We start from the raw sequence: 25445 nt of genomic DNA, 5'->3' as shown, positions 1-25445 counted from the left end.
ATCATTAGGCCCGAAACCCCGCGCAGAAGGACGGCAATCAAGATCGAGCACCAAGGCCAGATACAAATGTCCGACCGGATGACCGAAGCCCTCTTCGACCTGCTGGCCCGCATCGTTGCCCGACTCGCCACTCTGCGGCGACAGGGCGAAGAGGCCGCGCCCCCGCGCCTGGCCCTGCCCGCCCCGCCCGTGCCCCCCGAGGACTGCCTCTCGATCCCCGTCTGCGACAGCTCGCGCGATGCCGAGGCCGTGCGCCGCGCCCAGGACCGCGGCCAGTATCTTGCCCGGCAGGAGCGCTGGGACGAACTGGCCGAGGAGCTCTGGGCCGCCGACCAGGCCCGCGCGGTGACGCCGGGCGGCGCACCCATCGCCGAACTGCTCGCCTTCGGCGCCCGTGCCGACGTGGTGCTGGCCGCGGAACACGCGCTGATGGACGGCAATTGCGACGAGGAGGCGATCCTCGAAGGGGTAACAGCGCTGGAGCTGATGCGGCGCGAATTCCCCGACAACCCGGCGATCAACCTGATCGTCGCCCTCGCCCATGTCGATATCGGCTGGGCCTGGCGCGGCAATGGCTGGGACGCCACCATCCCCAAGCTGAACCGCAGCCGCTGCATGGCCCATTTCGAGCGCGCGGTCGACCTGCTCGCCCCCTTCGACGGGATCGAACTGAACAGCCCGTTGATCGCCTCGGCCCATTGCGCGATGCTGGCAACCCAGACCAGCCACGACATACGGGTGCCCGACCGCTACGAGGACTTGATCGACCTCGACCCGACCAACCCGCGCCACATGCGCGCCCTGGGCCATCACATGCTGCCGCGCTGGTTCGGCAATTACGCCAAGCTCGACCTCGAGGCGCGCCGCACCGCCTCGCGCACCGCCGACATCTGGGGGCTGGGCGCCTATGCCTGGGTCCATTTCGACGCCATCGCGCTCGACGAGGGGGCCTGCGCCCATGTCGACGTCGATTTCTTCATCGACGCGCTGCACGACATCGTCGAGCGCCGCCCCGACCAGGAAACCGTAAACCTGCTGGCCGCCTATTGCGCCGTGGCCATGCGGCAGGGGCCGGGGGGCGACAACCAGGCCGATTTCAACCGCCAGCGCATCGTCGACTGCGCCAACTGGCTGATCCGCGACCACATGACCGAGGTGCATCCGCTGATCTGGGCCCATGCCTCGGACGGGTTCGACAACAACGCCCGCGTGACCTCGGTCAACCGCTTCGCCGCGCGCGGCCGCGACTTTGCCCTGCGGGTGATCGCCGACCTATTCAGCGACGAGATCGGGCGCGGCTACAAGGTGACCTTCACCGACAAGGGCCTGCACCTCGACCGCCGCGCGAAGGCAGTCTAGGCCCTGCCCCCTTGCCCATCAGGCGGGCCTGACCTAGAACGCCCCGGTATCTTTCCGGACGAGGCGCCCCATGCTGGACCTGACCTATGAACCCCCGAAACCCAAGGTAATCGCCGGGGCAAAACACGACTGGGAACTGGTGATCGGGATGGAAATCCACGCCCAGGTCTCGTCCAGGGCCAAGCTCTTCTCCGGCGCCTCCACCGAATTCGGCGCCGAGCCGAATTCGAACGTGGCCTTCGTCGATGCGGCCATGCCGGGGATGCTGCCGGTCATCAACGAATTCTGCGTCGAACAGGCGGTGCGCACCGGGCTGGGCCTCAAGGCCGAGATCAACCTGGTGTCGGCCTTCGACCGCAAGAACTACTTCTATCCCGACCTGCCGCAGGGCTATCAGATTTCCCAGCTCTACCACCCCATCGTGGGCGAGGGCGAAGTGCTGGTCGAAATGGGCCCCGGCGTCGCGCGCCTGGTGCGGATCGAGCGCATTCACCTTGAACAGGATGCCGGCAAGTCGATCCACGACATGGATCCGAACATGTCCTTCGTCGACTTCAACCGCACCGGCGTGGCGCTGATGGAGATCGTCAGCCGCCCCGACATCCGCGGCCCCGAAGAGGCGGCGGCCTATGTGACCAAGCTGCGCCAGATCCTGCGCTATCTCGGCACCTGCGACGGCAACATGCAGAACGGCAACCTGCGCGCCGACGTCAACGTCTCGGTCTGCCGGGTCGGTCAGTACGAGAAATACCAGGAGACCCAGGATTTCTCGCATCTGGGCACCCGCTGCGAGATCAAGAACATGAACTCGATGCGCTTCATTCAGCAGGCCATCGAATACGAGGCACGCCGCCAGATCGCCATTGTCGAGGCGGGCGGCAAGGTCGAACAGGAAACCCGCCTCTACGACCCGGACAAGGGCGAGACCCGCTCGATGCGGTCCAAGGAAGAGGCGCATGACTATCGCTACTTCCCCGACCCCGACCTGCTGCCGCTGGAGATCGAGCAGGCCTGGGTCGATGGCATCGCCGCCTCGATGCCGGAACTGCCGGACGCCCGCAAGGCGCGCTACATGGCCGACTACGGCCTGACCGACTATGACGCGAACGTGCTGACCGCCGAGGTCGACACCGCCGCCTATTTCGAGGCGGTGGCGCAGGGCCGCGACGGCAAGATGGCGGCCAACTGGGTGCTGAACGAACTTTTCGGACGGCTCAAGAAGGACAACCACGAGCTCTCCGACAGCCCGATGAGCGCGGCCCAGCTCGGCACCATCCTCGATCTGATCGCCAAGGGCGACATCTCGGGCAAGATCGCCAAGGATCTGTTCGAGATCGTCTTCACCGAGGGCGGCGACCCGGCCGAGATCGTCGAGAGCCGCGGCATGAAGCAGGTCACCGACACCGGCGCCATCGAGACGGCAGTGGACGAGGTGATTGCCGCCAATCCGGCGCAGGTCGAGAAGGCCAAGGCGAACCCCAAGCTCGCCGGCTGGTTCGTCGGCCAGGTGATGAAGGCCACCGGCGGCAAGGCCAACCCGGCCGCGGTGAACGAGATCGTGGCGCGGAAGCTGGGGCTTTGAGCGGTCCCTTCCTCTCCGCCCCCATGTCGCTCGATCCCTCCTGGATCGACTACAACGGCCATCTCAACATGGCCTTCTACTCGGTGCTGTTCGACCGCTCGGTCGACCAGGTCTGGGAGGGCTTCGGCCTGGGCGACGCCTACCGGGCCGAACGGAACATGACCACCTTCGCCGGGTCGTTCCAGGTGCGCTACCTGCGCGAGCTGAAGCTGGGCGATCAGGTCACCTCGACCTTCCAGATCCTCGACCATGACGACAAGCGCATCCACTCGTTCCAGGAACTGCGCCATGTCGACGGCTGGCTGGCCGCCACGGGCGAGACGCTGCACCTGTCGATCGACGCCTCGGGCCCGCGCGTCGCGCCCTTCCCCGAGGACATCCTGGCCCGGATCCGGGCCATGGCGGCCGATCACGCCGCCCTGCCCTGGCCCGAAGCCGCCGGTCAGGGCATCGGCATCCGGCGGAAACAGGCCCGCGACGGCTGAGACCACACGCTTTTGCTTTTTCGCCCCCGCAACTCTGCTAGACTGCGCCGGAACTGGAGTTTGGGGTCAAAATGACCAGATACGAATACAAGGTCGTCCCGGCGCCCTCGCGCGGGACCAAGGCCAAGGGCGTGCGCTCGCCCGAGGGCCGCTTCGCGGTGTCCATCGAAACCGTGCTGAACGAGATGGGAGCCCAGGGCTGGGAATACCTGCGCGCCGAACTGCTGCCCAGCGAAGAGCGTTCGGGCCTCACCGGCAGCACCACCAACTGGCGCAACGTGCTGGTGTTCCGCCGTCCGCTCGACGCCGGGGCGATGCCCAACCTCGCGCCCTCCTGGCCCGAACCGCTGCACAGCCAGGTCGCGGAGACCGGCCTGCCGCCGCTGGGCGGCGCCGCGCGCCATGCCCCGGCCCCGGCCAACTCGGGCGAGCCGCTGCGCGCGCGCGCGGCCGAGGAGCTGCCGGCCGGCCGCACCCCGCCGCTGGTCGCCAGCCGCCAGGGCTCGGTCGATGAGGACGAGGAAGACGACACGCCGCCCGAGCCCAGGGGCCCCGAGACCGGCATCGAGAAGGTGATGCGCTTCACCGCGCGCAACCGGACGCCCGACTGATCGCCGGGCGCCCTCGGGCGCTCAGCCGTCGATATCCAGCGCCAGCGCGTGGATCCGGCCGACCAGGTCGGACCCCAGCGCCGCATGAACCGCCCGGTGCCGCGCCACGCGCGACATCGCGCCCAGTTCGGGCGCGCGGATCATCACGTTGAAATGGCTCTCGCCGCCCTCGCGGAACCCGGCATGGCCGCGGTGCCGCTCGGAATCGTCCACAACTTCCAGCTGAGTCACCGCGAAATTCTGCTCAAGTCGCGAGCGGATCTCCGCCGCTACGCCGCCTTGTCGGCTTTCTTCCAAAAAAGTCACTGCGCCCCCTTCAATCTGTCGCCCACTACTCTAAACTCTGGCCTCCGAGTCGAAAAGATGCGCCCGGAGGTATCCTGCCGTGACCAAGACAGACCCGTTCGGATTCGACATGTCCGTTTCCGCGTCCAAGAAAAAGAACCCGCGCGGGCGGCGGGGCATGACGGGTGCGTCCGAGACCTCGGTCCGGCAGTGCCAGCATGAAGGCTGCGAAGAGGCCGGCAAGTACCGCGCGCCCAAGGCGCCGGACGTGCTGGACGACTATTTCTGGTTCTGCCAGCAGCATGTCCGCGAATACAATCTCAAGTGGAACTTCTTCGACGGAACCACCGAAGCCGAGATCAACGCCCAGCAGACGAAGGACAAGGTCTGGGAGCGCACCACGCGCCCCATGGGCGACCCCGAGGCGCGGGCCTGGGCCCGGCTCGGGATCGAGGACCCGATGCAGGTGCTCGGCGCCAATGCGACCCAAAACCCCGGCCGCCGCGCCGCGGGCGGCCGCCGTCTGCCGCCGACCGAGAGGCGCGCGATCGAGATCCTGGACGCCAGCGAAAACGCGACCAAGGCCGAGGTGCGCAAGGCCTACAAGGCGCTCATCAAGGTGCTGCACCCCGACATGAACGGCGGCGACCGCAGCCAGGAGGAACAGCTCCAGCTGGTGGTCTGGGCCTGGGACCAGATCAAGGTTTCGCGCAACTTCAAGGACTGAGAGGCGGTCTCAGAGCAGCACCGCCCTGATCGCCAGCGCCACCAGCCCCACAGCGGCCACGCCGCCCAGCCAGAGCAGCACGAACCAGGCCAGGCGCCGCCCCCACATCAGTGATAGCCCTGGTCGGGGTCGAGCTTGCCGCGGAACACCCAATAGGCAAAACCGGTATAGGCCAGGATCAGCGGGATCAGCACCACTGCGCCCACCAGCATGAAGACCTGGCTCTTCTCCGGCGCGGCGGCTTCCCAAAGGGTCACCGACGGCGGAATCACGTAGGGCCACATCGAGATGCCGAGGCCCAGGAAACACAGCCCGAACAGCGCCAGCGCCAGCACGAAGGGCAGCCAGTCCCGCCCCTCGCGCAGCAGGCTGCGGGCCAGCGCCAGCGCCAGGGCGGCCACCGCCAGCGGCACGGGCGCGGTGAACAGGATCGCGGGCCACGCGAACCAGCGCTGCCAGTAGATGCCCACGAGGAAGGGCGTGGCAAGGCTGATAAGCACGATGAAGCCCACCGTCACCAGCCCGAGGATGCGGGCGAAATGCTTCACCCGCGCCTGGATCTCGCCCTCGAGCTTGAGGTTGAGCCAGCAGGCCCCGAGGAAGGCATAGCCCGCGACCACCGCCGCGCCGGTCAGCAGGGTGAAGGGTGTCAGCCAGTCCCACCAGCCGCCGCCATAGGCCCGGCCATCGACCTTCACGCCCTGCAGGATCGCGCCCAGGATGATCCCCTGCGCCAGCGCCGCCACCACCGATCCGCCGATGAAGGCGCCATCCCAGAAGATCTGCTCGCCCCGCGTGCCGCTGCGCCAGCGGAACTCGAAGGCGACGCCGCGGAAGATCAGCGCCAGCAGCATGGCGATGATCGGCGGATAGAGCGCCGGCAGCAGGATGGCATAGGCCATCGGAAAGGCCGCCATCAGGCCGCCGCCGCCCATCACCAGCCAGGTCTCGTTGCCGTCCCAGACCGGCGCGACCGAGTTCATCATCAGGTCGCGCTCCGGTTTGGAGCGGAACAGCGGGTAGAGGATGCCGATCCCGAGGTCGAACCCGTCGAGCACGACGTAGATGAAGATCGCCAGCGCCAGGATCAGCGCCCAGACAACGGTCAGGTCGAAACTGACGGCCAGGTTCTCCATCATTGCGCCTCCTCGGTGATGAGACCCGGCGCGTGCCCTGCCGCGCGCAGCGGTCCCGGTTCCTCCTCGGCCCCCTTTTCGCCCGGCATCGGCGCATGGGCCATCAGCCGCAGGATGTAGAAGACCCCGGCCCCGAAGACCGCGAAATAGACCACCACGAAGGCCAACAGCGAGGCCGCGACCGCCGGGGCGGCCAGCGGCGCCACCGAGTCGGCGGTGCGCAGCATCCCGTAGACGGTCCAGGGCTGCCGACCGACCTCGGTGGTGATCCAGCCCGCCGTCACCGCGACAAAGCCGGTCGGCCCCATCACCAGCGCCGCGCGGTGCAGCCATTGGCTGTCGTGCAGCCGCCCGCGCCAGCGCGCCCAGAGCGACCAGAGCCCCAGCCCCAGCATGGCAAAGCCCAGCCCCACCATGACCCGGAAGGCCCAGAAGACGATGCCGACCGGCGGCTGCTCGTCCCGCGGCACGGTGTCCAGCCCGGCCAGTGGCGCGTTCAGGTCATGCTTGAGGATCAGCGACGAGAGCTTGGGGATCTCGACCGCATAGCGCATCTGTTGCGCCTCCTGGTCGGGCAGGCCGAAGAGGATCAGCGGCGCGCCCTCGGGGTGGCTCTGGAAGTGGCCCTCCATCGCCATCACCTTGGCCGGCTGGTGCTCCAGCGTGTTCAGCCCGTGCATGTCGCCGATCACGATCTGCAAGGGCGCCACCACCGCCGCCATCCACATCGCCATCGAGAACATCGTGCGCACGGCCGCGTTGTCGCCCCGCCCGCGCAGGTGATGCCAGGCCCCCACCCCGCCGACCACCAGCGCGGTGGTCAGATAGGCCGCGGTCAGAGCATGGGCGAGGCGATAGGGGAACGACGGGTTGAAGACGATCTCGACCCAATCCGCTGGCAGGAACTGCCCGTTCTCGCCCAGCACGAAACCCTGCGGCGTCTGCATCCACGAGTTCACCGACAGGATCCAGGTTGCCGAGATCGCGGTGCCCACCGCCACCATCACGCAGGCGAACATATGGAGCCCCGGCCCGACCCTATCGCGCCCGAACAGCATGATGCCAAGGAAACCGGCTTCGAGGAAAAAGGCGGTCAGCACCTCGTAGGCCATCAGCGGCCCGATCACCGGCCCGGCCCGGTCCGAGAAGACCGACCAGTTGGTGCCGAACTGGTAGGACATGACGATCCCCGACACCACGCCCATGGCAAAGGTAATGGCGAAGATCTTCACCCAATAGGCGAACAGGCGCAGGTAGCGCTCTTCCTTGTGCCAAAGCCACAGCCCGTTCAGCACCGCGAGGTACGACGCGAGGCCGATGGTGAAGGCGGGAAAGATGAAGTGGAAGGCGACGGTAAAGGCGAACTGCATCCGCGCCAGGGTAAGGGCGTCCAGCCCCATCACGTCCTGCATCGTTCGGTCCTCGCTGGCCTGCACTCTGCACATGCCAGACTTGACCCGATATCTGCTCGGGGCAAGGGCGGTGCGACAATGCGCGCGGCGCGGGCGAGGGCCGGGCCGACAGGGACGTCCCCGCGACGGGTGCGCGGGGGCGTCCTTCCTGCCGGCACGAGGCCTTCGGCAGGACGGGAGACTACATCGCCGGCAGCAGAACCGTGTCGATCACATGGATGACCCCGTTCGACTGGTCGACGTCGGCGATGGTCACCTTGGCGGTGCGCCCGCGTTCGTCGGTCAGCACGATGGCGTCGCCTTTCATCGAGGCCTTGAACACGCAGCCGCCCACCGTCTTGACGTCATGGCTGCCGCCATCGTCCATGATCATCTTGCCGATCGCGTCCGACATCGCGTCGGCGGCCACCACGTGGCAGGTCAGGATCTTGACCAGCATGTCCTTGTTCTCGGGCTTGAGCAGGGTTTCCACCGTGCCCTTCTGCAGCTTGTCGAAAGCCGCGTTTGTCGGCGCGAAGACGGTGAACGGCCCCTTGCCCGAGAGCGTCTCGACCAGACCGGCGGCCTTGACGGCGGCGACCAGGGTGGTGTGATCCTTCGAGTTCACCGCATTTTCGACAATGGTCTTGCTGGCATACATCGGCGCGCCGCCGACCATCGGGTTCTCGGCCGCAACGGCAGCGCTGGCGATGGTGAGGCCGATCAGGCCTGCCGCAAAGGTTCTGGCAATGGTCATGTCACTCTCCTGTTCATGGCGCCGGCAACCCTGCCGGACGTGCCCCAGTCACGCAGGAACGCCCATGGGAGTTTCAGCCCGACAGGATTGACCCCATCACGTTAAGTTCAGGATCGAGGCATTGCCGCGCTCCGCTTCCGGGCTAAGCGCGCGCAGACGTGCCGACCCTCTTGCCCTTGCCGGGGATATGGTGCAGCAAGTGACGGTCCGGCGACCGGTCGGACATGCAGTAAGGGGACGAGGGTCATGGCCGACGGCGCAACCGACATCAACGCGAAACCGACCGAGGAAATCTCGGTGCACGATGTCTTCGGCATCGACACCCCGATGATGGTCAAGGCATTTCCCGAGCGCACCGACCGCGTGCCCGAGATCGACCCGACCTACAAGTTCGACCCCGATACCACGCTCGCCATCCTCGCCGGCTTCAGCCACAACCGCCGGGTGATGATCCAGGGCTATCACGGCACCGGCAAATCGACCCATATCGAACAGGTCGCCGCCCGGCTGAACTGGCCCTGCGTGCGCGTCAACCTCGACAGCCACATCTCCCGCATCGACCTGATCGGCAAGGACGCGATCAAGCTCAAGGACGGCAAGCAGGTCACCGAGTTCCACGAGGGCATCCTGCCCTGGGCGCTGCGCAACCCCGTCGCCATCGTCTTCGACGAATACGACGCCGGCCGCGCCGACGTGATGTTCGTGATCCAGCGCGTGCTGGAGCATGACGGCAAGCTGACCCTGCTCGACCAGAACGAGATCATCACGCCGAACAAGTATTTCCGCCTGTTCGCGACCTCGAACACCGTCGGCCTGGGCGACACCACCGGCCTCTACCACGGCGTTCAGCAGATCAACCAGGCGCAGATGGACCGCTGGTCGCTCGTCGCCACGCTGAACTACCTCAGCCATGACGCCGAGGTGGCCATCGTGCTGTCGAAGGCGCCGCATTACAACAACGAGAAGGGCCGCCGCACCGTCAGCCAGATGGTGACGCTTGCCGACCTGACCCGCACCGCCTTCATGAACGGCGACCTCTCGACCGTCATGTCGCCGCGGACCGTGATCACCTGGGCCCAGAACGCCGAGATCTTCCGCAACACGGGCTATGCCTTCCGGCTGTCCTTCCTCAACAAATGCGACGAACTCGAACGCCAGACCGTGGCCGAGTTCTACCAGCGCTGCTTCGACGAGGAACTCCCGGAAAGCGCCGCCTCGGCCAGCATGAGATAATAGACGTTTCAGACGGTTACCCTGAAACCCCCGCCATCGCGCGGGGGTTTTCATTTTCGCCACACCCATTCCATTCGATTCAAAGTTTTCAATCTGCCCGTTTGACAGGCGTCTTTCTGGGGTAGATGATGGATTCATGGGCACAAAAAGAACGCTTCTGTTTGCGTTGCTGATGTCCCCCGGCATGGCCGCCGCAGGGACGGACCCCCTTGTTTCCACCTTCGCCACCTGCACCGGCCAGCTTTCGGCCCTTATGGAACACCAGTGGCTGCTCTCCGACGCCAATGCCGACGCCACCCAGGCGCGGCGCGGCCGGATGGAGGCGCTGCTTTTCTCGGTGATGGCGCCGGGCACCGGCGAACAGGTGCTCGCCCGCCGGATCGACGCCAAGTTCGCCATGGCCCGGCTGCTGACCCGCGTCAGCTTCAACCACGACCCCGCCGACGCCGCCCGCGCGGCAAGCCGTGTCGAGGTTCAGATCGCCGCCTGCGACGCGCTCCTCCTCGGCTGAAGACGATTGCGCCCGCGGACGGCGCGCGCCAATCTGGCCGCGCCCAGCGGGAGAGGTCTCATGCATATCGGTCTGATCGGCGGCATCGGGGTGGCGGCCACGGTGGTCTATTACCAGCGGCTGACGGCCGAGATGGCACGGCGCGGCAAGCGGCTCGAACTGACCATCGTGCACGCCGACGTGCAGGAGCTGATCCGCAACAACCTCGCCGACAACCGCGCCGAACAGGCGGCGATCTATGCGCGGCTGATCGACCGGCTGAAAGGCGCCGGCTGCGATTGCGCCGCGATCACCTCGCTCGGCGGGCATTTCTGCTTTGACGAGACGGTGCCGCTGTCGTCGCTGCCGCTGGTCTCGGCGGTCGCCCCTCTGGACGACTTTTTCGCCGAGGAGGGTCTCGGCACCGTCGGCCTGCTCGGCACCCGCGTGGTCATGCGCACCCGGCTTTACGGGCAGTTGAACCGCACGCGCGCCGTGGCGCTGGATGACGAGATCGAGATGCTTGGCCAGACCTATCAAGACATGGCCGTGGCGGGCGTCTGTTCGCCCGAGATGCGCGCGCTCTTCCTGGAGGCCGGCGCGCGCATGGTTCGCGATCTGGGGGCCGAGGCCGTGGTGCTTGCGGGCACCGACCTCAACCTTGCCTTCGACGGGCAGGATCCCGGCTACAGGGTGGTCGACGCGCTGGACGTTCACGTAGCCCTGCTCGCCGACCTGGCCTCTGGCCGGAAATCCCTGCCCTGAGCGATCAGGCCGCCTTGGCCTGGGCTTCGGCGCGCGCGCCCTTCAGCAGGTCGGCCCACCAGTAGAGTTCGTCCACCAGCGCCTTGGCCGAGGGGCCGATCACCGGCTCGATATCCTCGATCTTGCCGTCCTGCACGCCGCCCAGCGGGTGCACCTTCATCAGCTCGCCGCCAGCGATATGCACGGCCGAGGCCACGTTCACCATCCGCAGCTCGACCGCGATGTTGCGCAGGTGCTCGACCGCGCGGGCCGCGCCGGTGCCGCCATAGCCGACCACGGCCGCCGGCTTCTTGTCCCATTCGACGAAAGCCTGGTCGAGCGCGTTCTTCAGCGCACCCGAGATCGAGTGGTTGTATTCGGCCACGATGAAGACATAGCCATCGTACTTGGCGAGGTCTTCCTGCCACTTGACGGCCTTCGGATCCTTCGAGGGCATCCACTTGTTCGAGGCCATTTCCTCGAACATCGGCAGGTCGTATTCGGCGAGGTCGAGGATGTCGGCGCTCATGCGGCCGTCCTGTTCGATCTTGCTCTTGATCCATTCGGCCGGCTTGTGGCCGAAGCGGGTGGGACGGGTGGTGCCGATGATGACGGCGATCCGGGGCGAGGTCATGTCTGTCTCCAGTTTCCGGTGGTTTCCGTTGGTAACCTAGGATAAAATGGTGCCCGCGAATTTCTCAAGGAGGCACCTTTTTGAAACCCGCCCAAAACGCCCTTCTCCTGCACACAGCGCCTGTGCAGATGGGCACAGAAGAAAACCCGCGCGCTCATCTTCACGGCGCAAGTTGCGCTGTCGTCTCGGAAATGCTCTCGCGCATCGGTGACAAGTGGTCGGTGCTGGTGGTCAGCTACCTCGGCCCAGGACCGATGCGCTTCAACGAGCTGAAGAAGGGAATCGGCGGCATCAGCCAGAAGATGCTGACCGCCACCCTGCGCAATCTCGAACGCGACGGTTTCGTCAGCCGCACCGTGATTCCGACCCGCCCCGTCTCGGTCGAATACGAGCTGACACAGCTTGGCCACTGCCTTCTGGTGCCGGTCCAGGCGCTGGCGCAGTGGACGATTGCCAATATCGCCCGCATCGACGCCGCCCGCGCCGCCTATGACGCGCGCCCGCCCGAATGAAAGGGCGCGCGTGAAAGGCCCGGCGAAAGGCGCATAATCCTTGCCCGGTGGACTGGCCAAGCCCCGAGAATGGGCTTAGGCTCCCACCCCGAACACCACTGCCGGAGCCGTCATGGCCGCCCATTCTGACAATCCCGCCGATCCCTTCAAGAAGGCGCTGGCCGAGGCCACCAAGGTCATGGCCGACGACCCCGAGCTGAACATCAGCTATACGGTCGATCCTTCCGGGCTATCGGGCGAGAACATGCGCCTGCCGCAGGTCAGCCGCCGGATGACCCGCGAGGAGGTGCTGCTGGCGCGCGGCACCGCGGATTCGCTGGCGATGCACCGCAAGTATCACGACGACGCCACCCACGCGCGCTATGCCCCGCCCGGCGACATGGCCCGCGACCTCTACGAGGCGATGGAAACCGCCCGCTGCGAGGCGATGGGCGCGCGCGACATGCCCGGCACCGCCGGCAACATCGACGCCAAGATCGGCAACGACGCCCTGCGCAAGGGCTATGACCAGATCACCAAGACCTCGGAGGCGCCACTGGCGACCGCTGCCGGCTACCTGATCCGCCACCTCGCCACCGGCCGCGACCTGCCGCGTGGCGCGCAGAACGTGATGGACCTCTGGCGCGGCTTCATCGAGGGTGAGGCCGGCGAGACGCTGGGCGACGTCAACGCCCTGCTGCACGACCAGGCCGCTTTCTCGCGCCTGGCGCGGCAGGTGATCAAGGATCTGGGGTACGGCGACCAGCTGGGCGACGACCCCGACGCCGGCGACGACCAGGAAGACCAGGCCGAAGAGAACCAGCAGGACGACCAGGACCCCGACAGCACGGGCCAGGACAGCGACGACGACCAAGACGCCGACGCCGATCCCGAGCGCAGCCAGGACGACACCGCCGACCAGGCCGAGGCGCAGGTCAGCCTAGACGACCTCGCCGAGCAGGACATGGGCGAAGAGGCCGAGTTGCCCGATGGCGAGGCCCCGCTGGAACCGCCCCCGCCGCCCCCGGTCAGCGATGCCGACCCGCTTTACAAGGTCTTCCGCACCGAGTTCGACGAGGAGATCGCCGCCGAGGATCTTGCCGACCCGGCCGAGCTGGAACGCCTGCGCGCCTATCTCGACCAGCAGCTCGAACCGCTCAAGGGCGCGGTGTCGCGGCTGGCCAACAAGCTGCAGCGCCGGCTGCAGGCGCAGCAAAATCGCAGCTGGCTCTTCGACCTCGAGGAAGGCATCCTCGATGCCGGCCGCCTTGCCCGCGTGGTCGCCAACCCGACCACGCCGCTCTCCTTCAAGGTCGAGAAGGATACCGAGTTCCGCGACACCATCGTGACGCTGCTGCTCGACAACTCGGGCTCGATGCGCGGGCGCCCCATCTCGATCGCCGCGATCTGCGCCGACGTGCTGGCGCGCACGCTGGAACGTTGCTCGGTCAAGGTCGAGATCCTCGGCTTCACCACCCGCGCCTGGAAGGGCGGTCAGAGCCGCGAGGCCTGGCTGAACGATGGTCGCCCGCAGCAGCCCGGCCGCCTCAACGACCTGCGCCACATCATCTACAAGTCGGCCGACGCCCCCTGGCGGCGGACCCGGCCGAACCTTGGCCTGATGATGAAGGAAGGGCTGCTGAAGGAGAACATCGACGGCGAGGCGCTGGAATGGGCGCACCGGCGCATGATAAACCGCCGCGAACAGCGCAAGATCCTGATGGTGATCTCCGACGGCGCCCCGGTCGACGATTCGACGCTCAGCGTTAACCCGGCCAACTACCTCGAAAAGCACCTGCGCGACGTGATCGCCATGGTGCAGAAGCGCAAGCTGGTCGAACTGCTCGCCATCGGCATCGGCCACGACGTGACCCGCTACTATGACCGCGCGGTGACGATCACCGATGTCGAGCAGCTGGCGGGCGCGATGACCGAACAGCTCGCCGCGCTCTTCGACAACGACCCGCGCGCAAGGGCGCGGATCATGGGAATCCGCAAGGCGATGTGAACCGGCATCGGGGCGGCGCGCCTATCCGCGCGTCGCCGAGATCACCACGCAGGGCATCGGGATCGTCCAGACCGGCCCATCGCCGTGATGCGCCCGCACCGCGTCGACGACCGCCTGCCGGATCGCCTCTGCCCGCTCGGCCGGCTGTGCCCGCAGCAGCGCACCGCCCCGCGCGGTCCCCTCCAGGAAAAACAGGTAGGCCGCCGCGGGCTCCTCGGCCTCCCAAAAGCTCGCCACTTCGATCAGTTCCGGATCGCGGAACCCGGCCGCCTCCAGCGCCGGAAAGGCGCGCGCCGGGTCGGCGTAATCCGAAGCCCCCGGCCCAGGCGGCAGCGAGACCGCCGGATCACCATGCGCGCCGATCGCCTTGAACACATAGGCCATTGCGCTGCCCTCCGGCTGGCCCGACCAGACCGAAAAGGCAAAGCGCCCACCGGGCTTCAGCAGGCGCGCGACCTCGGCCATCGTGCGCGGCGGATCGGGCACATGCGGCATCCCGAAGCCCATCGTCACACCGTCGAATGCGCCCGCAGGAAGGCCGGTGTCCATCGCGTCGCCCTCGATGAACGCGGCGCCCGGCGCGTTGCTCCGCGCCAGCGCCAGCATTGCCGGAGAGAAGTCGAGCGCGGTCACCCGCGCCCCGGTCTCCAGCAGCCCGCGCGTGACATTGCCATGGCCGCAGCAGAGGTCGATGATCGCCTTTCCGGCCCCAGCCCCCGCGCCCTGTACCAGAGCCGGTACCGCCATGTCCGCCGCCCTTGCAAAGTCGGCCGCATAACCGGCGGCGACCGTCTCGGTCGCCCATTCCCGCCGTTCGAGTTCGGCGAAGGTCTCGCTGCGCTCATCCGTCATCGGCTGACAGGCTAACACGGTTCGGCGCAAGAATCTGCCCTTGAATCCCCCCGGCGTTGCGCGTTCTCTCGGGCCAGCAAGATTGGAGACCCGCATGTTCCAGACCTTCGAGGTGACCGCCCGCCCCGAGCAAGGCCCGCCCCGCCTCGCCGCCCTGCGCGCCGAACTGGCCGCCGAGGGGCTCGACGGCTTCCTGGTGCCCCGCGCCGATGCGCACCAGGGCGAATATGTCGCCGATTGCGATGCCCGCCTTGCCTGGCTCACCGGCTTCACCGGCTCGGCCGGTTTCTGCGCGGTGCTGACGGACGTGGCCGGGGTCTTTGTCGACGGCCGCTATCGCACCCAGGTCAAGGCCCAGGTCGCACCCGTCTTCACGCCCGTCGACTGGCCCGAGACCCAACTTGTCGACTGGCTGCGCGCGCAATTGCCCAAGGGCGGGCGCGTCGGTTTCGATCCCTGGCTGCATACCGTGGCCGAAGTGGAGAAATGGGCGGCGCTGGAGGCCGAGGGCATCAGGATGGTGCGCAGCGACAACCTGGTCGACCGCATCTGGCCCGACCGCCCGCCGCGCCCGATGAACCCGGTCAAGGCGCATCCGCTCGAGTTCGCGGGCGAGGCGGTGGCAGAGAAATGCGCCCGCCTTGCCAGGACGCTCAAGGCCGCCGGGGATGACGCCGCCGTGCTGACCCAGCCCGACTCGGTCATGTGGTTGCTGAACATCCGCGGCTCGGACATCGCCCGCAACCCGCTGGCCCAGTGCTTTGCCCTGCTGAACGCCGATGCCACGGTCGATCTCTACATCGAGGCCGGGAAGCTGTCCGAGGTGCGCGACCATCTCGGCCCGCAGGTGCGCCTCCATGCGCCCGAGGCCTTCCTGGCCGATCTTGCTGACCGCGAGGGTCGCATCCGCATCGACAAGTCCAGCGCGCCGCAGGCGGTGGCCGATGCGCTGGGGGCCCATGCCGTTCATGGCGACGATCCCTGCGCCCTGCCCAAGGCCCGCAAGAACGCTGCCGAGATCGCCGGCACCGCCGAGGCCCACCTGCGCGACGGCGCGGCGATGGTCGAATTCCTCGCCTGGCTCGATGCCCAGGCGCCCGGCACCATCACCGAGACCCAGGTTGTCACCCGGCTGGAAAACGCCCGCCGCCGCGACAATGCCCTGCAGGAGATCAGCTTCGACACCATCGCAGGCACCGGCCCCAACGGCGCGGTGATCCACTACCGCGTGACCGAGGAGACCGACCTGCTGCTCGAATCCGGCCAGCTGCTGGTGCTCGACTCGGGCGGCCAGTATCTCGACGGCACCACCGACATCACCCGCACCATCCCCATCGGCCCGCCCGGCGAGGAAGAGCGCGCCGCCTTCACCCGCGTGTTGCAGGGGATGATCGCCATCTCGCGCCTGCGCTGGCCCAAGGGCCTTGCCGGGCGCGATATCGAGGCGATCGGGCGGATGCCGCTCTGGCTTGCGGGGCAGGATTTCAACCACGGCCTCGGCCACGGCGTCGGCGCCTATCTCAGCGTTCACGAGGGGCCGCAGCGCCTCTCGCGCCTCAGCCCGGTGCCGCTGGAACCCGGCATGATCCTGTCGAACGAACCCGGCTACTACCGCGAGGGCGCCTTCGGTATCCGCATCGAGAACCTGCTGGTGGTGCAGGAGGCCGACGCCCTGCCCGGCGGCGATGCCGAGCGGCGCTTCCTGAACTGGCGCACGCTGACCTTCGTGCCCATCGACCGCCGACTGATCGTGACCGCGATGCTGAGCGCGGCCGAGCGCGCCTGGCTCGACGCCTATCACGCCGAGGTGGCCGAAAAGATCGGCCCCCGCGTCACTCCGTCTGCAAGAAGCTGGTTGGAAGCGGCCACCGCTCCGCTGTAGTCTGCCGCCAAGACACAAAACCAAGGGAGCGAAGATGGCCGACCACATCACGATCAGGAAGGCGCCGGGCATCTGGACCGTGCGCTCGGGCGGGGCGGTGCTGGCCGAAACCGCCAATGCGCTCGAGCTGCTCGAAGGCGATTATGCCCCGGTGATCTATTTCCCGCGAGGCGATATCGCGATGGCCTTCCTCGACAAGACGGCCAAGACCAGCCATTGCCCGCACAAGGGCGACGCCAGCTACTATTCCATCGTCAGCCCCTCCTCGACGCTCGAAAACGCCGCCTGGAGCTATGAAGACCCGTTCGAGGCGATGGCCCCGATCAAGGGCCACCTCGCCTTCTACACCGGCGACAAGGTCACGGTCGAACGCATCTGACGCCCGCCTGTTGCCCGATGCGGACGGCGGCGGCATACTGGGCCGCATCCTCTGGCTGCACCTGGGGCGCGAGCGATGCCCTCCGACCTGTCGAAGCTGCGCAAGGACCTGCTCGATGCCGAGACCGCCTCCGACAAGCGGAAGCGGGCGGCCGCCTTCCGCGCGGCGGTCGAGGCGCAGCTTGCCGCCCTCTTCGACGACCCGGCTTTCCCGGCGCGACGCCGCAGCTTCGGCGTGATCCGCCGGCGGCTCGGGGTCTTCGATGACGATCCCGCTGCGCTGGAGGCCGTCCTCACCGGGATGGGCGCCCGCGCGGTAGACGGCGCAGGCGACGCCGCGCTCTGGGAACTGCCCGCGCCGCCCGTCCCCGCCCCGGCCAGACGCTCGTCCGTCGCGCGGGCCGCCGCCCTTTCCCTTCTCGCCCTGCTCGCCACCACGCCCGCGGTCGTCCGGCTGCTGCGCGGCAGCCACGCCGATTGCCTCGCCCGCGCCGAGGGCGCCTTCCTGGAGATCATCGAATGCCACAAGCGGTTCGACCTGTTGCGGCGCTCCTGATCGCGCTCGCCTCCCTCGCCCAGGCGCAGGAAGCACCGAGCTGCGCCGCGCTCGACCCGGCCCGCCCGCAGGACGCCTACCGCGCCTTCGACTGCGTCTCGCGCCTGGATGCCGAACTGAGCGCAACCCGCGCAAGGCTTGCCCAGGCCGAAGCCCACCTCGACCAGCTCGAACGCCGCCTTGCCGCGCTGGACCCGTCCCGCTTGCTGGGGCCGGTGAACGAAAGGCTGGATGCCCTGACCGTCAAGCTCGCCACCGCAAGCGCCGTGCCCGCGCATCGCGCCGTGGTCGCCTTCACGCCCCGGTCCGACGGACAGCCCTGCCCCGACCACTGGCACCGCTTCGAGGGTGGCCAGCCACCTTCGGGCCTCACCTATTGCGTCAGGGACTGAAGATCACGGGACGGCGGGCGGGGCGTCTTCGGGCGCAAGCCGGAACAGCGCCGGCCAAGTCCCTATTCGTCGAGCGAGCCATGCACCGCGAATTGTTCGATATTCGCCGCGCCGGGCGCGATGGTGCGATAGCTCTCGCGCACCCCGTCCTCGGTCAGTTCGCGCGCCACGGTCAGCAGCGTGTTCGCCGCCTGCCCCTCGCAGAGCTCGGCCATATGGGCGATCTCCTCGCGCGCGACGCCCAGCGCCGCCGCCAGCGAGGGGGCGCCGTAGACCGCCACGAAATGCTCGGCCAGCGCGGTCTCCAGCGCCGCCAGCTCGGCCTCCTCGATCCGGGTCACCGCCACGAAGGTCACGCGCCCGAAGGTCTCGACCCCCAGCCAGCCGTTGCTGAACGCCTGCCGCGCCTTACCCTCCAGGTCGGCTTCGGTGAAGTTCGAGAACTCGAACCCGCCCGAGATGCACCATTCCCCGGTCCGCGCCGGAGAGTGGAAGACGTTCATGTCGCTCTCGTCGAAATGGATCGCCCGCGCCAGGTTCATGGTCCCTCCTCCACCAGCGCCGACAGCGGCACCAGATGCGTTGTTTCACCATCCCGCAGCAGCATCCCGAAACGCTCGTCGGTGCCGATGAAGACCCCGCTGCGCCCCGCGACCCCGGCCGCCCCGTTCAGCCCCCAGGCCAGCCCCGACCATTCGGCGTGTAGCGGCCGGTTGCCCTCGTCGTCCCATCGGTTCAGCCAGACCAGCATGTGCCGCGCATAGGCCTCGAGCAGCCCCACCGGATCGACCTCGGCGCAGCCCTCGTCATAGAGCGAGGTCACGTCCGGCGTCTCTCCCGGTGCCTCGGCGAGGCGGATCAGTGTAAGGTCCAGCCCCACCACGAGCCAGCCCGGCACCGCCTCTGGGTCGCGGGTGTTGCCGGCCAGCGAGAGCCGCCCGCAGGCGCCGCCGTTGACCCGGATGCCGCCGTCCCATTCCAGGTGCACCGCCACCTCGGGCGGGGCCAGCGCACCCAGCGCGTTCTGCAGGCCGACGCCGCAGACCACCAGCACCGCCGCGGCCTCGGCCAGGGGCACCTCGGGGGCAAAGATCACCGCCGCCTGCAGGCGGTCGGCCCTCACCGAATGCACCAGGGTGCCCCCATCGCAGCCCGCCTCGGCCATCTCGCAGGCCAGTGCAAAGGGGTCGCGCCCCTCTGCATCCAGCCCGGTCAGCAAAGGCGGGAACTGCGGTTCGCTCATGCCAGCCCTTGGGCCACCAGCGCCTGAGCCACCTTGCGGAAGCCCGCTGCCTGAGGGCTGTCGGGCTGTGTGGCGACAATCGGCGCGCCGCTGTCGGCGGCAACGCGGATGTCGAGGTGCAGCGGGATCTCGGCCAGCAGCGGCACGCCCAGCTTCTTCGCCTCGGCGGCAACGCCGCCATGGCCGAAGACATGCTCCTCATGCCCGCAGTTCGAGCAGATATGCGTGCTCATGTTCTCGATCATGCCCAGGATCGGCGTCTTCATCTGGCGGAACATGTCGATCGCCTTGCGCGCGTCCAGCAGCGCCACGTCCTGCGGGGTGCTGACGATGATCGCCCCTTCGACCTGGAACTTCTGCGTCAGCGTAAGCTGCACGTCGCCCGTGCCCGGCGGCAGATCGATCACCAGCACGTCGAGCGCGCCCCATTGCACCTGGTTCATCATCTGCTGCAGCGCGCCCATCAGCATCGGCCCGCGCCAGACCACTGCCTGGTCCTCGTTGGTCATCAGGCCCAGCGACATCATGGTGACGCCGTGGTTGCGCAGCGGCAGGATGGTCTTGCCATCCGGCGAGGCCGGCCGCCCCGAGACGCCCAGCATCCGCGGCTGCGACGGCCCGTAGACATCGGCGTCGAGCAGCCCGACGCGCCGCCCCTCGGCGGCCAGCGCCACGGCGAGATTGGCCGAGACCGTCGACTTGCCGACGCCGCCCTTGCCGCTCGCCACCGCCAGAATGCGGTCGACGCCTGGCACCGGCTGCGGCCCCTGCGGCGCGGCGGGCTTCTTCGCCGCCTTCAGGTCCGGCGGCGCCTTGGAGGAATGCGCGGTCATCATGGCCGAGACCTTCTCGACCCCCAGCGCCTTGACCCGGGCTTCCGCCTCGGCCCGCACCGGCTCCATCAACTGCGCCTTGGCCGGGTCGATCTCGAGCACGAACCGCACCATGCCGTCCTCGACCGTCAGCGCCCGGACGATGCCGGCCGTGACGATGTCGCTCCCGCTCACCGGGTCTTTGATCTGTTTCAGTTCCGCAAGAACCGCGTCGCGCGTGGCCACTTATTCGGCCCCCTTGATCGTTCCGGTAACCGTGTGATGCACGTCAAGCCCATCGACCGTCAGCACCACCTTGGCCTCATAGCTCTCTCCGGCCTTCGCGCCCTTCTTGCGCAGGCCTTCCTCGATGGCCTGCTGGCTGGTGACGCCGACCTGCTTGAGGAACTTGCGCATCGACATGTTGAAATCGTCGCTCATGTCCGTTCTCCTTCGCCTGACCCGATCATTGACGCGGCAGCCCCGCGCCGCCTAGGGTCGATCCATGCGGATGATCCTGTTGTGCCTGAGCCTGCTGGCGAGTGCCAGCCCCATCGCCGCGCAGGAGGCCCTGGGCCTCGCCGCGCCCGCGGCGGTGGCCGAGAGTGGCCTGCTGCAATACCTGCTGCCCCGCTTCTCGCTGAAGACCGGCATCCGCGTGACGCCCGACCCGGCGGGGCCGATGGTGCTGGCCGAGACCGCGCCCGGCACGCCGGTCTTTGCCGGCGCGGGGGCGACCTGGCACCTGCGCCCCGGCGACGACCCGCGCGCGGCGCGCTTCCTCGACTGGCTCACCTCCGACATCGGCAGGCGCACCGTCGCCAGCTTCGTGAAGGACGGCGCGAACCCCTTCACCGCCGACCTCGCCCCGCCCGAGGAAGCCGCCGCGATCGAGATCACCGGCGACGCGCGGCGCGGCGCGGAACTCTCGCAGGCCGAATGCGGGCGCTGCCATGTCATCGGCGCGCATGACCGCAACAAGGGCATCGGCTCGACGCCTTCCTTCCCGGTGCTGCGCAGCCTGCCAGACTGGGACGAGCGCTTTCAGACCTTCTATGTCCGCGCGCCCCATGCCGCCTTCACCCAGATCGCCGGCATTACCGAGCCCTTCGACATCACCCGGCCCTCGCCCATCGTGCCCGTCGAGCTGGAGCTCGAGGACGTCGAGGCGATCCTGGCCTTCGTGGCGGCCATCGCCGCCGCCGATCTGGGCGCGCCGCTGCAACTTCAGTGATCCCGCCGCTTGCTGAGGTAGTCATCCGTGGTGCGCGGCGCCGGGCGGTCCGGGCCTTTGAACGGGTTGTTCTCGCTGTGATACTGCGCCTGGATGCGGCAGTTGTCGCACATCTGGATCATCCGCGCCGCCGAGGAGGTGGCGAACATCGCGTGCTTGCCCGCGAGCTTCTCCATGATCCGCTCGACCGTCGATTTCACCCCGAAGAGCGCACCGCATTCGACGCAGGCGAAGGGCTCTTCCTCGTGCAGCACCTGCTGGCGCAGCGCCGCGTCCGACAGGTCGAGGCGCGGCTCCAGCGTGATCGCCTTCTCGGGGCAGATCGTGCGGCAGATGCCGCATTGCAGGCAGGCGTCCTCCTGGAAGCGCAGCTGCGGCATGTCGGGGTTGTCCATCAGCGCGCCCGAGGGGCAGAGCGACACGCAGGAGAGGCACAGCGTGCAGGCGTCGGTATTGACCAGCACCGCGCCATAGGGCGCGCCTTCGGGCAGCGCGATGGGCGCTTCGGGTGCCGGGTTCAGCGCCTTGGCCGCCATCCGCGCCGCCTGCCGCCGGTTGCCCAGCACCAGCACCGGCGCGGCGAGCGCCTCTGCCGCCTCTGCCCCGTAGAGCGCATCGCTCATCTGGTCGGGGTCAACCACATCGAGCAGCGCCACCTTCCCCGGCCCGGCAATCGCCGAGGCCAGCGCCAGTTCGCGGTCCAGCGCGTCACGCTCGGTCTCGGGTGAGAGCAGCACCGTGACCGAGGCAAAGCCCAGCGCCAGCGCCGCCAGCATTTCGGCATGGCCAAAGCCCGAGACCACCCGCAGCTCCAGCGGGATCACATCCGCCGGCAGCCCCCGGCCAAAGCGCGCGGCCAGGCGGATCATCTCGGCCCCATGCGCGGTATGGACCAGCAGCCGCGGCGCCTGACCGCCTGCCGCCACAAAGGTCTTAGCCAGCACCTGCATCCGCTTCACCAGCCCCGCCAGCGCCGGATCCTCGGCGGTGATCGCGGTCGAGGGGCAGAGCGCCGCGCAGGCGCCGCAGCCGGCGCAGATCATCGGGTCGATGGCGACATGCTCGCCCGCCGGGGTGATTGCCCCGGTCGGGCAGGCGTCGAGACAGCGGGTGCAGCCGACCTGTTCGGCCCGCGAATGGGCGCAGAGCGTCTCTTCCAGCCGCACGTAAAGCGGCTTCTCGAAGGTGCCGACCATCTGCGCCGCCTCGAAGGCCAGCCGCGCCAGCGCCAGCGCATCCTTGGGATCGGCCCTCAGATAGCCTTCGCGCTTGTCCGGGGCGGGTACGAAGGCCATGCCGCCGGTCACGTCGATCAGGATATCACAGGTGGACACCCCGCCATCGCGCGGCTCGGACAGTTCGAAGGCACCGCGCCCCACCGGCACCACCTGCCGCAGCGCGTCGATCGTCACCTCGAAGCCGCCCAGCGCGCCCGTGACGCGTTTCAGCCGCCCCGCCACCACGTCGAAATCGCGCCGCGCCGGCACCTCGGCCCCATCGGTCAGCAGCACCGTCACCGCCAGCACGCCGGCCAGTTGCTCGGCCAGCGGCAGCGTCGCCGCGCCCGGCCCGGCGATCAGGCAGACGCCCTCGCTCACCACATCCACCGCCCGCACGAGTTGCGCCGGCAGCAGCGCCTCGGCTGCCAGCGCCGCCATCTTGGGCGTTGCGTCGCTCCCGTCGGCCCAGCCCGCGCGGTCGCGCAGGTCGACGAAACCGGGAACCTCGGCGCCCACCTGCTCGGCCAGTGCCGTGAACAGCGCGCGTTCCTGCTGGCAGGCGATCACCACATCGCCCCCGGCCATCGCCTCGGCCGCGCGCTCCACCTCGCGGGTGCAGAGCGCGCCGTGGACCTTCGAGCAGGCCACCCCGGCCGCAGCCGCAATGCGCTCGGGATCAACCGCTTGCGATCCACCGCAGTCGCACAGAATCAGCCGCCTGGTCATCGATGTCCTCTCCCGCATCTCGCCGACTCGGACCCTAGCGCGCCGATCTCGCCGAGTTCCAGCCCGAACTGGTCAGAAAATCTGAGCGGTTAACTGTATTTTGACTTGGCCGGAGGAAAAGATTGCCGCATAAATCATCAATAAGCAGGGCGGAATAGCCCGTCTGGGGAGATCATTCTTGACCGCGAGCGGCACAATCCATGTGCAAATCCCACTCGGCATCGTGCTTCGCCGCACGCCGGGTGTGACCCGCTGGGCAAAATGGTACTGGCAGGCGGTTGCCGTTCTTCCCGGCGCCGGCCCCGCCGACTGGAAGGAACTGCGGCGCGACGGCGACACCACCGACTATCATGCCGCCACCGTTCCGCTGACGCTCTGGGCCACCGATACCGAGGCCTACCACGTCAATCTCGCCGACAATCCGCCCTCGGTCTACGTCATCATCCGCAACGAACCCGACGGCGACATGCCGCTGCGGGTTCTGCTGGCCACCGCCTCGCCCTACGAGGCGCAGGACTATGCCGACAGTGGCGAGGAACTGGTCGAGAAGGTGGCGATGCCGCCGGGCCTCGTCGCCTGGATGCACGAGTTCACCGAGGCGCATCACGTCGAGGAACCCTTCGTCAAGCGCCGCCGCAACGGTACGCTTACCGACCGGGTCGAGGACGGGCGGGGCGACCTGCGGATTCGCCAGGACAGCGACGTCTATCGCGCGCCGCGCCGGGTGACGCCATGAATGCACCGCGCGATTTCTGGTCCCGACGCCGTGCCGCGGTAGAGGCCGAGGCCGAGGCCGACCGCCGCGCCCTGGCCGAACAGGCGCTGGCGTCCGAACAGGCCGCGCTAGCGGAAAAAACCGACGAGGAGATCCTTGCCGAGCTCGACCTGCCCGACCCGGACAGGCTCGAACCCGGCGACGACATCGTGCGCTACATGGCCCGCGCCGTGCCGGAACGGATCCGCCGCCGCGCCCTGCGCAAGCTCTGGACGCTGAACCCGGTGCTGGCCAACCTCGACGGGCTGAACGACTATGACGACGACTATACCCAGGTGGCGACCGGCCCGGTGAGCACGACCTACCAGGTCGGCAAGGGCCTGCTGGCCCATGTGAAGGAACTCGCCCGGCAGGCCGAGGCCGCGCTGGAGGAACCGGAGGCCGAAGTGGCCGAGGACGCGCCGCTTCCGCTGACCGAGGCAGAGGCCGCGGCGGAACCGCAGCTGCCCGAACCCGAGGCCGAACCAGAAGAGGCCCTGCCCCGCGCGCCGCGCCGGATGCGCTTTGCCTTCGCCGCACCGGAGGGAAGCGCATGACCCAGACCGCCCGCGACACCGCCATCGCCGAGGAGGACCGCCTGCGCGCGGATCTCTACAACTTCCTCGGCGTGCTGCTTTCGGCCCCGCCGGAACAGATCCTGCTCGACCAGGCCGCCGGCCTCGCCGGCGACGAGAGCGCGCTGGGCCAGGCCATCGACGGGCTGGCGCGGGTGGCGAAGGTCACGAAACCCCAGGCCGCCGAACGCGAGTTCAACGCGCTTTTCATCGGCCTCGGCCGAGGCGAGCTTTTGCCCTATGCCAGCTACTACCTGACCGGCTTCCTGAACGAAAAGCCGCTGGCGCAGCTGCGCGCCGACATGGCGGCGCAGGGCATCACCCGGGCGCCCAATGTCTATGAACCCGAGGACAACATCGCCTCGCTGATGGAGATGATGGCCGGCATGATCGTCGGCCGCTTCGGCGCGCCGGTGGCGCTGGCCGGTCAGCGCGCCTTCTGGAACCGGCACATCGGCCCCTGGGCGCCGCATTTCTTCGCCGACCTCGAAGGCGCGAAGAACTCGGTGCTCTACGCCTCGGTAGGGGCGGTGGGGCGCATATTCATGACGATCGAGAAAGACGCATTCAAGCTGGCGGCAGGCTGACCGCCGCACCAACAGGATAGGAGAGGAGCCAGGTAATGAGCAAATCCAGCGACCAAGGCGCCAGCCGGCGCGATTTCCTGAAGATGGCCGGAACCGCCGCGCCGGCGGCAGTCGCCGCCGTTGCGCTTTCGGGGAGCGAGGCGCAGGCAGCGGCCGCACCGGAGGATCAAAACCGCATCCAGGACACCGCCCACACGCGCGCCTATTACGACAGCGCCCGCTTCTGACACGCCACGCCGGGCGCCAGCCCAGGCCCCAGAACACCAAGCGAGCCGGCGCATCCGGCCAGCACGGGAGGATT

General features: G+C 68.3%; 31 protein-coding genes. 19 read left to right on the top strand and 12 right to left on the bottom strand.

The annotated features are described in order from the left end of the window. Window positions 1-66 precede the first annotated feature (66 nt). The 4 genes from IE266_RS07535 to IE266_RS07520 all read left to right on the top strand — a co-directional run bounded on the left by IE266_RS07535 (window position 67) and on the right by IE266_RS07520 (window position 4037). On the top strand, window positions 67-1359 hold the full coding sequence (locus IE266_RS07535; RefSeq protein ID WP_189679417.1) for a hypothetical protein: 1293 nt from the start codon (window positions 67-69) through the stop codon (window positions 1357-1359). A gap of 70 nt (window positions 1360-1429) precedes the next feature. Next, window positions 1430-2941 carry an Asp-tRNA(Asn)/Glu-tRNA(Gln) amidotransferase subunit GatB gene (gatB, locus tag IE266_RS07530; protein ID WP_189679416.1) on the top strand — a complete coding sequence of 504 codons (1512 nt, stop codon included), beginning with the start codon at window positions 1430-1432 and terminating at the stop codon, window positions 2939-2941. Next, window positions 2938-3426 (top strand): thioesterase family protein, encoded by a 489-nt coding sequence (locus IE266_RS07525; RefSeq protein WP_229863922.1) that lies wholly within the window; start codon window positions 2938-2940, stop codon window positions 3424-3426. Before gatB ends, IE266_RS07525 begins: the two co-directional genes overlap by 4 nt. Window positions 3427-3497: 71 nt before the next feature. Beyond that, window positions 3498-4037 (top strand): DUF4177 domain-containing protein, encoded by a 540-nt coding sequence (locus tag IE266_RS07520; RefSeq protein ID WP_189679415.1) that lies wholly within the window; start codon window positions 3498-3500, stop codon window positions 4035-4037. Between the two features lie 21 nt (window positions 4038-4058). Here IE266_RS07520 and IE266_RS07515 read toward each other — a convergent pair whose 3' ends face one another. Next, window positions 4059-4334 (bottom strand): BolA family protein, encoded by a 276-nt coding sequence (locus tag IE266_RS07515; RefSeq protein WP_189679491.1) that lies wholly within the window; start codon window positions 4332-4334, stop codon window positions 4059-4061. Window positions 4335-4422: 88 nt separating this feature from the next. On the opposite strand from IE266_RS07515, the gene IE266_RS07510 reads away from it, so the two are divergent. Then, window positions 4423-5049: a J domain-containing protein gene (locus tag IE266_RS07510; RefSeq protein WP_189679414.1), complete on the top strand. Its 627-nt coding sequence runs from the start codon at window positions 4423-4425 to the stop codon at window positions 5047-5049. A 9-nt stretch (window positions 5050-5058) separates the two neighbouring features. Here the strand turns inward: IE266_RS07510 and IE266_RS07505 are convergent, their stop codons facing one another. The 4 genes from IE266_RS07505 to IE266_RS07490 all read right to left on the bottom strand — a co-directional run bounded on the left by IE266_RS07505 (window position 5059) and on the right by IE266_RS07490 (window position 8333). Continuing rightward, window positions 5059-5157 (bottom strand): DUF2474 domain-containing protein, encoded by a 99-nt coding sequence (locus tag IE266_RS07505; RefSeq protein WP_189679413.1) that lies wholly within the window; start codon window positions 5155-5157, stop codon window positions 5059-5061. Beyond that, entirely contained in the window at window positions 5157-6185 is a 1029-nt protein-coding gene (gene cydB / locus IE266_RS07500) for a cytochrome d ubiquinol oxidase subunit II (RefSeq protein ID WP_189679412.1), read from the bottom strand. Before cydB ends, IE266_RS07505 begins: the two co-directional genes overlap by 1 nt. After that, a complete protein-coding gene (locus tag IE266_RS07495; protein WP_308434573.1) occupies window positions 6185-7597 on the bottom strand; it encodes a cytochrome ubiquinol oxidase subunit I in 1413 nt (470 codons plus the stop codon). The genes cydB and IE266_RS07495 overlap by 1 nt, the downstream gene beginning before the upstream one ends. Before the next feature lie 181 nt (window positions 7598-7778). Next, complete coding sequence (locus IE266_RS07490; protein ID WP_189679411.1) at window positions 7779-8333, bottom strand: fasciclin domain-containing protein; 555 nt, start codon at window positions 8331-8333, stop codon at window positions 7779-7781. Window positions 8334-8579: 246 nt separating this feature from the next. Between IE266_RS07490 and cobS the strand changes: the two genes are divergently transcribed. The 3 genes from cobS to IE266_RS07475 all read left to right on the top strand — a co-directional run bounded on the left by cobS (window position 8580) and on the right by IE266_RS07475 (window position 10821). Continuing rightward, a complete protein-coding gene (gene cobS, locus IE266_RS07485; RefSeq protein ID WP_189679410.1) occupies window positions 8580-9566 on the top strand; it encodes a cobaltochelatase subunit CobS in 987 nt (328 codons plus the stop codon). A 136-nt stretch (window positions 9567-9702) separates the two neighbouring features. Beyond that, complete coding sequence (locus IE266_RS07480; protein ID WP_189679409.1) at window positions 9703-10077, top strand: hypothetical protein; 375 nt, start codon at window positions 9703-9705, stop codon at window positions 10075-10077. Window positions 10078-10137: 60 nt separating this feature from the next. Next, window positions 10138-10821, top strand: a complete 684-nt coding sequence (locus IE266_RS07475) for an aspartate/glutamate racemase family protein (RefSeq protein ID WP_189679408.1) — start codon at window positions 10138-10140, stop codon at window positions 10819-10821. Between the two features lie 4 nt (window positions 10822-10825). Here the strand turns inward: IE266_RS07475 and IE266_RS07470 are convergent, their stop codons facing one another. Next, window positions 10826-11434, bottom strand: coding sequence for an NADPH-dependent FMN reductase (locus IE266_RS07470; protein WP_189679407.1), 609 nt, complete (start codon window positions 11432-11434; stop codon window positions 10826-10828). A gap of 191 nt (window positions 11435-11625) precedes the next feature. Between IE266_RS07470 and IE266_RS07465 the strand changes: the two genes are divergently transcribed. Beyond that, window positions 11626-11946, top strand: coding sequence for a winged helix-turn-helix transcriptional regulator (locus IE266_RS07465; protein WP_229863920.1), 321 nt, complete (start codon window positions 11626-11628; stop codon window positions 11944-11946). Window positions 11947-12058: 112 nt separating this feature from the next. Further along, window positions 12059-13933 (top strand): cobaltochelatase subunit CobT, encoded by a 1875-nt coding sequence (gene cobT / locus IE266_RS07460; protein ID WP_189679405.1) that lies wholly within the window; start codon window positions 12059-12061, stop codon window positions 13931-13933. Between the two features lie 21 nt (window positions 13934-13954). On the opposite strand, the gene IE266_RS07455 is transcribed toward cobT, so the two are convergent. Beyond that, window positions 13955-14785: a class I SAM-dependent methyltransferase gene (locus IE266_RS07455; RefSeq protein ID WP_189679404.1), complete on the bottom strand. Its 831-nt coding sequence runs from the start codon at window positions 14783-14785 to the stop codon at window positions 13955-13957. Between the two features lie 94 nt (window positions 14786-14879). Between IE266_RS07455 and IE266_RS07450 the strand changes: the two genes are divergently transcribed. From IE266_RS07450 to IE266_RS07435, 4 genes are all read left to right on the top strand, one after another. Further along, complete coding sequence (locus tag IE266_RS07450) at window positions 14880-16667, top strand: aminopeptidase P family protein (protein ID WP_189679403.1); 1788 nt, start codon at window positions 14880-14882, stop codon at window positions 16665-16667. A gap of 34 nt (window positions 16668-16701) precedes the next feature. Further along, window positions 16702-17046 carry a DUF427 domain-containing protein gene (locus tag IE266_RS07445; RefSeq protein ID WP_189679402.1) on the top strand — a complete coding sequence of 115 codons (345 nt, stop codon included), beginning with the start codon at window positions 16702-16704 and terminating at the stop codon, window positions 17044-17046. A gap of 75 nt (window positions 17047-17121) precedes the next feature. Next, window positions 17122-17601, top strand: coding sequence for a hypothetical protein (locus IE266_RS07440; protein ID WP_189679401.1), 480 nt, complete (start codon window positions 17122-17124; stop codon window positions 17599-17601). Beyond that, window positions 17565-17993: a hypothetical protein gene (locus IE266_RS07435; RefSeq protein WP_189679400.1), complete on the top strand. Its 429-nt coding sequence runs from the start codon at window positions 17565-17567 to the stop codon at window positions 17991-17993. Before IE266_RS07440 ends, IE266_RS07435 begins: the two co-directional genes overlap by 37 nt. Before the next feature lie 62 nt (window positions 17994-18055). Here the strand turns inward: IE266_RS07435 and IE266_RS07430 are convergent, their stop codons facing one another. The 4 genes from IE266_RS07430 to IE266_RS07415 are packed head-to-tail and all read right to left on the bottom strand — an operon-like array spanning window position 18056 to window position 20489. Then, complete coding sequence (locus IE266_RS07430; RefSeq protein WP_189679399.1) at window positions 18056-18535, bottom strand: DUF6505 family protein; 480 nt, start codon at window positions 18533-18535, stop codon at window positions 18056-18058. Then, window positions 18532-19236, bottom strand: coding sequence for a biotin/lipoate--protein ligase family protein (locus IE266_RS07425; protein WP_189679398.1), 705 nt, complete (start codon window positions 19234-19236; stop codon window positions 18532-18534). Before IE266_RS07425 ends, IE266_RS07430 begins: the two co-directional genes overlap by 4 nt. Continuing rightward, a complete protein-coding gene (locus tag IE266_RS07420) occupies window positions 19233-20294 on the bottom strand; it encodes an Mrp/NBP35 family ATP-binding protein (protein WP_189679397.1) in 1062 nt (353 codons plus the stop codon). Before IE266_RS07420 ends, IE266_RS07425 begins: the two co-directional genes overlap by 4 nt. Continuing rightward, window positions 20295-20489 carry a DUF6494 family protein gene (locus IE266_RS07415; RefSeq protein ID WP_189679396.1) on the bottom strand — a complete coding sequence of 65 codons (195 nt, stop codon included), beginning with the start codon at window positions 20487-20489 and terminating at the stop codon, window positions 20295-20297. A gap of 64 nt (window positions 20490-20553) precedes the next feature. Between IE266_RS07415 and IE266_RS07410 the strand changes: the two genes are divergently transcribed. Then, window positions 20554-21282, top strand: a complete 729-nt coding sequence (locus IE266_RS07410; protein WP_189679395.1) for a hypothetical protein — start codon at window positions 20554-20556, stop codon at window positions 21280-21282. On the opposite strand, the gene IE266_RS07405 is transcribed toward IE266_RS07410, so the two are convergent. Beyond that, window positions 21276-23228, bottom strand: coding sequence for a 4Fe-4S binding protein (locus IE266_RS07405; protein ID WP_189679394.1), 1953 nt, complete (start codon window positions 23226-23228; stop codon window positions 21276-21278). The genes IE266_RS07410 and IE266_RS07405 overlap by 7 nt on opposite strands. 178 nt (window positions 23229-23406) lie before the next feature. Here IE266_RS07405 and IE266_RS07400 point away from each other — a divergent pair, with 178 nt between their 5' ends. Genes IE266_RS07400 through IE266_RS07385 form a run of 4 tightly spaced genes read left to right on the top strand, consistent with a single transcriptional unit; the run spans window position 23407 to window position 25371 of the window. After that, a complete protein-coding gene (locus tag IE266_RS07400; protein ID WP_229863919.1) occupies window positions 23407-23964 on the top strand; it encodes a DUF3305 domain-containing protein in 558 nt (185 codons plus the stop codon). Beyond that, window positions 23961-24539: a DUF3306 domain-containing protein gene (locus IE266_RS07395; protein ID WP_189679393.1), complete on the top strand. Its 579-nt coding sequence runs from the start codon at window positions 23961-23963 to the stop codon at window positions 24537-24539. Before IE266_RS07400 ends, IE266_RS07395 begins: the two co-directional genes overlap by 4 nt. Next, window positions 24536-25144 (top strand): TorD/DmsD family molecular chaperone, encoded by a 609-nt coding sequence (locus IE266_RS07390; RefSeq protein WP_189679392.1) that lies wholly within the window; start codon window positions 24536-24538, stop codon window positions 25142-25144. Before IE266_RS07395 ends, IE266_RS07390 begins: the two co-directional genes overlap by 4 nt. Window positions 25145-25179: 35 nt before the next feature. Next, on the top strand, window positions 25180-25371 hold the full coding sequence (locus tag IE266_RS07385) for a ubiquinol-cytochrome c reductase iron-sulfur subunit N-terminal domain-containing protein (RefSeq protein WP_189679391.1): 192 nt from the start codon (window positions 25180-25182) through the stop codon (window positions 25369-25371). Window positions 25372-25445: the final 74 nt, after the last annotated feature.

Source organism: Seohaeicola zhoushanensis (assembly GCF_014656415.1).
Lineage (GTDB): Bacteria > Pseudomonadota > Alphaproteobacteria > Rhodobacterales > Rhodobacteraceae > Seohaeicola_A > Seohaeicola_A zhoushanensis.
The sequence above is the reverse complement of the archived record's forward strand: the minus strand, read 5'-3'. Positions and strand labels throughout refer to the sequence as shown.

Bases quoted from the DNA above. Each gene is read 5' to 3' on its own strand.
- IE266_RS07475 (WP_189679408.1), top strand. From the start codon at position 10,138: ATGCATATCGGTCTGATCGGCGGCATCGGGGTGGCGGCCACGGTGGTC.
- IE266_RS07450 (WP_189679403.1), top strand. From the start codon at position 14,880: ATGTTCCAGACCTTCGAGGTGACCGCCCGCCCCGAGCAAGGCCCGCCC.
- IE266_RS07455 (WP_189679404.1), bottom strand. From the start codon at position 14,785: ATGACGGATGAGCGCAGCGAGACCTTCGCCGAACTCGAACGGCGGGAA.
- cobS (WP_189679410.1), top strand. From the start codon at position 8,580: ATGGCCGACGGCGCAACCGACATCAACGCGAAACCGACCGAGGAAATC.
- IE266_RS07445 (WP_189679402.1), top strand. From the start codon at position 16,702: ATGGCCGACCACATCACGATCAGGAAGGCGCCGGGCATCTGGACCGTG.
- IE266_RS07430 (WP_189679399.1), bottom strand. From the start codon at position 18,535: ATGAACCTGGCGCGGGCGATCCATTTCGACGAGAGCGACATGAACGTC.
- IE266_RS07405 (WP_189679394.1), bottom strand. From the start codon at position 23,228: ATGACCAGGCGGCTGATTCTGTGCGACTGCGGTGGATCGCAAGCGGTT.
- IE266_RS07440 (WP_189679401.1), top strand. From the start codon at position 17,122: ATGCCCTCCGACCTGTCGAAGCTGCGCAAGGACCTGCTCGATGCCGAG.
- IE266_RS07520 (WP_189679415.1), top strand. From the start codon at position 3,498: ATGACCAGATACGAATACAAGGTCGTCCCGGCGCCCTCGCGCGGGACC.
- IE266_RS07385 (WP_189679391.1), top strand. From the start codon at position 25,180: ATGAGCAAATCCAGCGACCAAGGCGCCAGCCGGCGCGATTTCCTGAAG.
- IE266_RS07490 (WP_189679411.1), bottom strand. From the start codon at position 8,333: ATGACCATTGCCAGAACCTTTGCGGCAGGCCTGATCGGCCTCACCATC.
- cobT (WP_189679405.1), top strand. From the start codon at position 12,059: ATGGCCGCCCATTCTGACAATCCCGCCGATCCCTTCAAGAAGGCGCTG.
- IE266_RS07480 (WP_189679409.1), top strand. From the start codon at position 9,703: ATGGGCACAAAAAGAACGCTTCTGTTTGCGTTGCTGATGTCCCCCGGC.
- IE266_RS07495 (WP_308434573.1), bottom strand. From the start codon at position 7,597: ATGCAGGACGTGATGGGGCTGGACGCCCTTACCCTGGCGCGGATGCAG.
- cydB (WP_189679412.1), bottom strand. From the start codon at position 6,185: ATGGAGAACCTGGCCGTCAGTTTCGACCTGACCGTTGTCTGGGCGCTG.
- IE266_RS07505 (WP_189679413.1), bottom strand. From the start codon at position 5,157: ATGTGGGGGCGGCGCCTGGCCTGGTTCGTGCTGCTCTGGCTGGGCGGC.
- IE266_RS07390 (WP_189679392.1), top strand. From the start codon at position 24,536: ATGACCCAGACCGCCCGCGACACCGCCATCGCCGAGGAGGACCGCCTG.
- IE266_RS07395 (WP_189679393.1), top strand. From the start codon at position 23,961: ATGAATGCACCGCGCGATTTCTGGTCCCGACGCCGTGCCGCGGTAGAG.
- gatB (WP_189679416.1), top strand. From the start codon at position 1,430: ATGCTGGACCTGACCTATGAACCCCCGAAACCCAAGGTAATCGCCGGG.
- IE266_RS07465 (WP_229863920.1), top strand. From the start codon at position 11,626: ATGCTCTCGCGCATCGGTGACAAGTGGTCGGTGCTGGTGGTCAGCTAC.
- IE266_RS07435 (WP_189679400.1), top strand. From the start codon at position 17,565: ATGCCACAAGCGGTTCGACCTGTTGCGGCGCTCCTGATCGCGCTCGCC.
- IE266_RS07415 (WP_189679396.1), bottom strand. From the start codon at position 20,489: ATGAGCGACGATTTCAACATGTCGATGCGCAAGTTCCTCAAGCAGGTC.
- IE266_RS07535 (WP_189679417.1), top strand. From the start codon at position 67: ATGTCCGACCGGATGACCGAAGCCCTCTTCGACCTGCTGGCCCGCATC.
- IE266_RS07425 (WP_189679398.1), bottom strand. From the start codon at position 19,236: ATGAGCGAACCGCAGTTCCCGCCTTTGCTGACCGGGCTGGATGCAGAG.
- IE266_RS07410 (WP_189679395.1), top strand. From the start codon at position 20,554: ATGCGGATGATCCTGTTGTGCCTGAGCCTGCTGGCGAGTGCCAGCCCC.
- IE266_RS07470 (WP_189679407.1), bottom strand. From the start codon at position 11,434: ATGACCTCGCCCCGGATCGCCGTCATCATCGGCACCACCCGTCCCACC.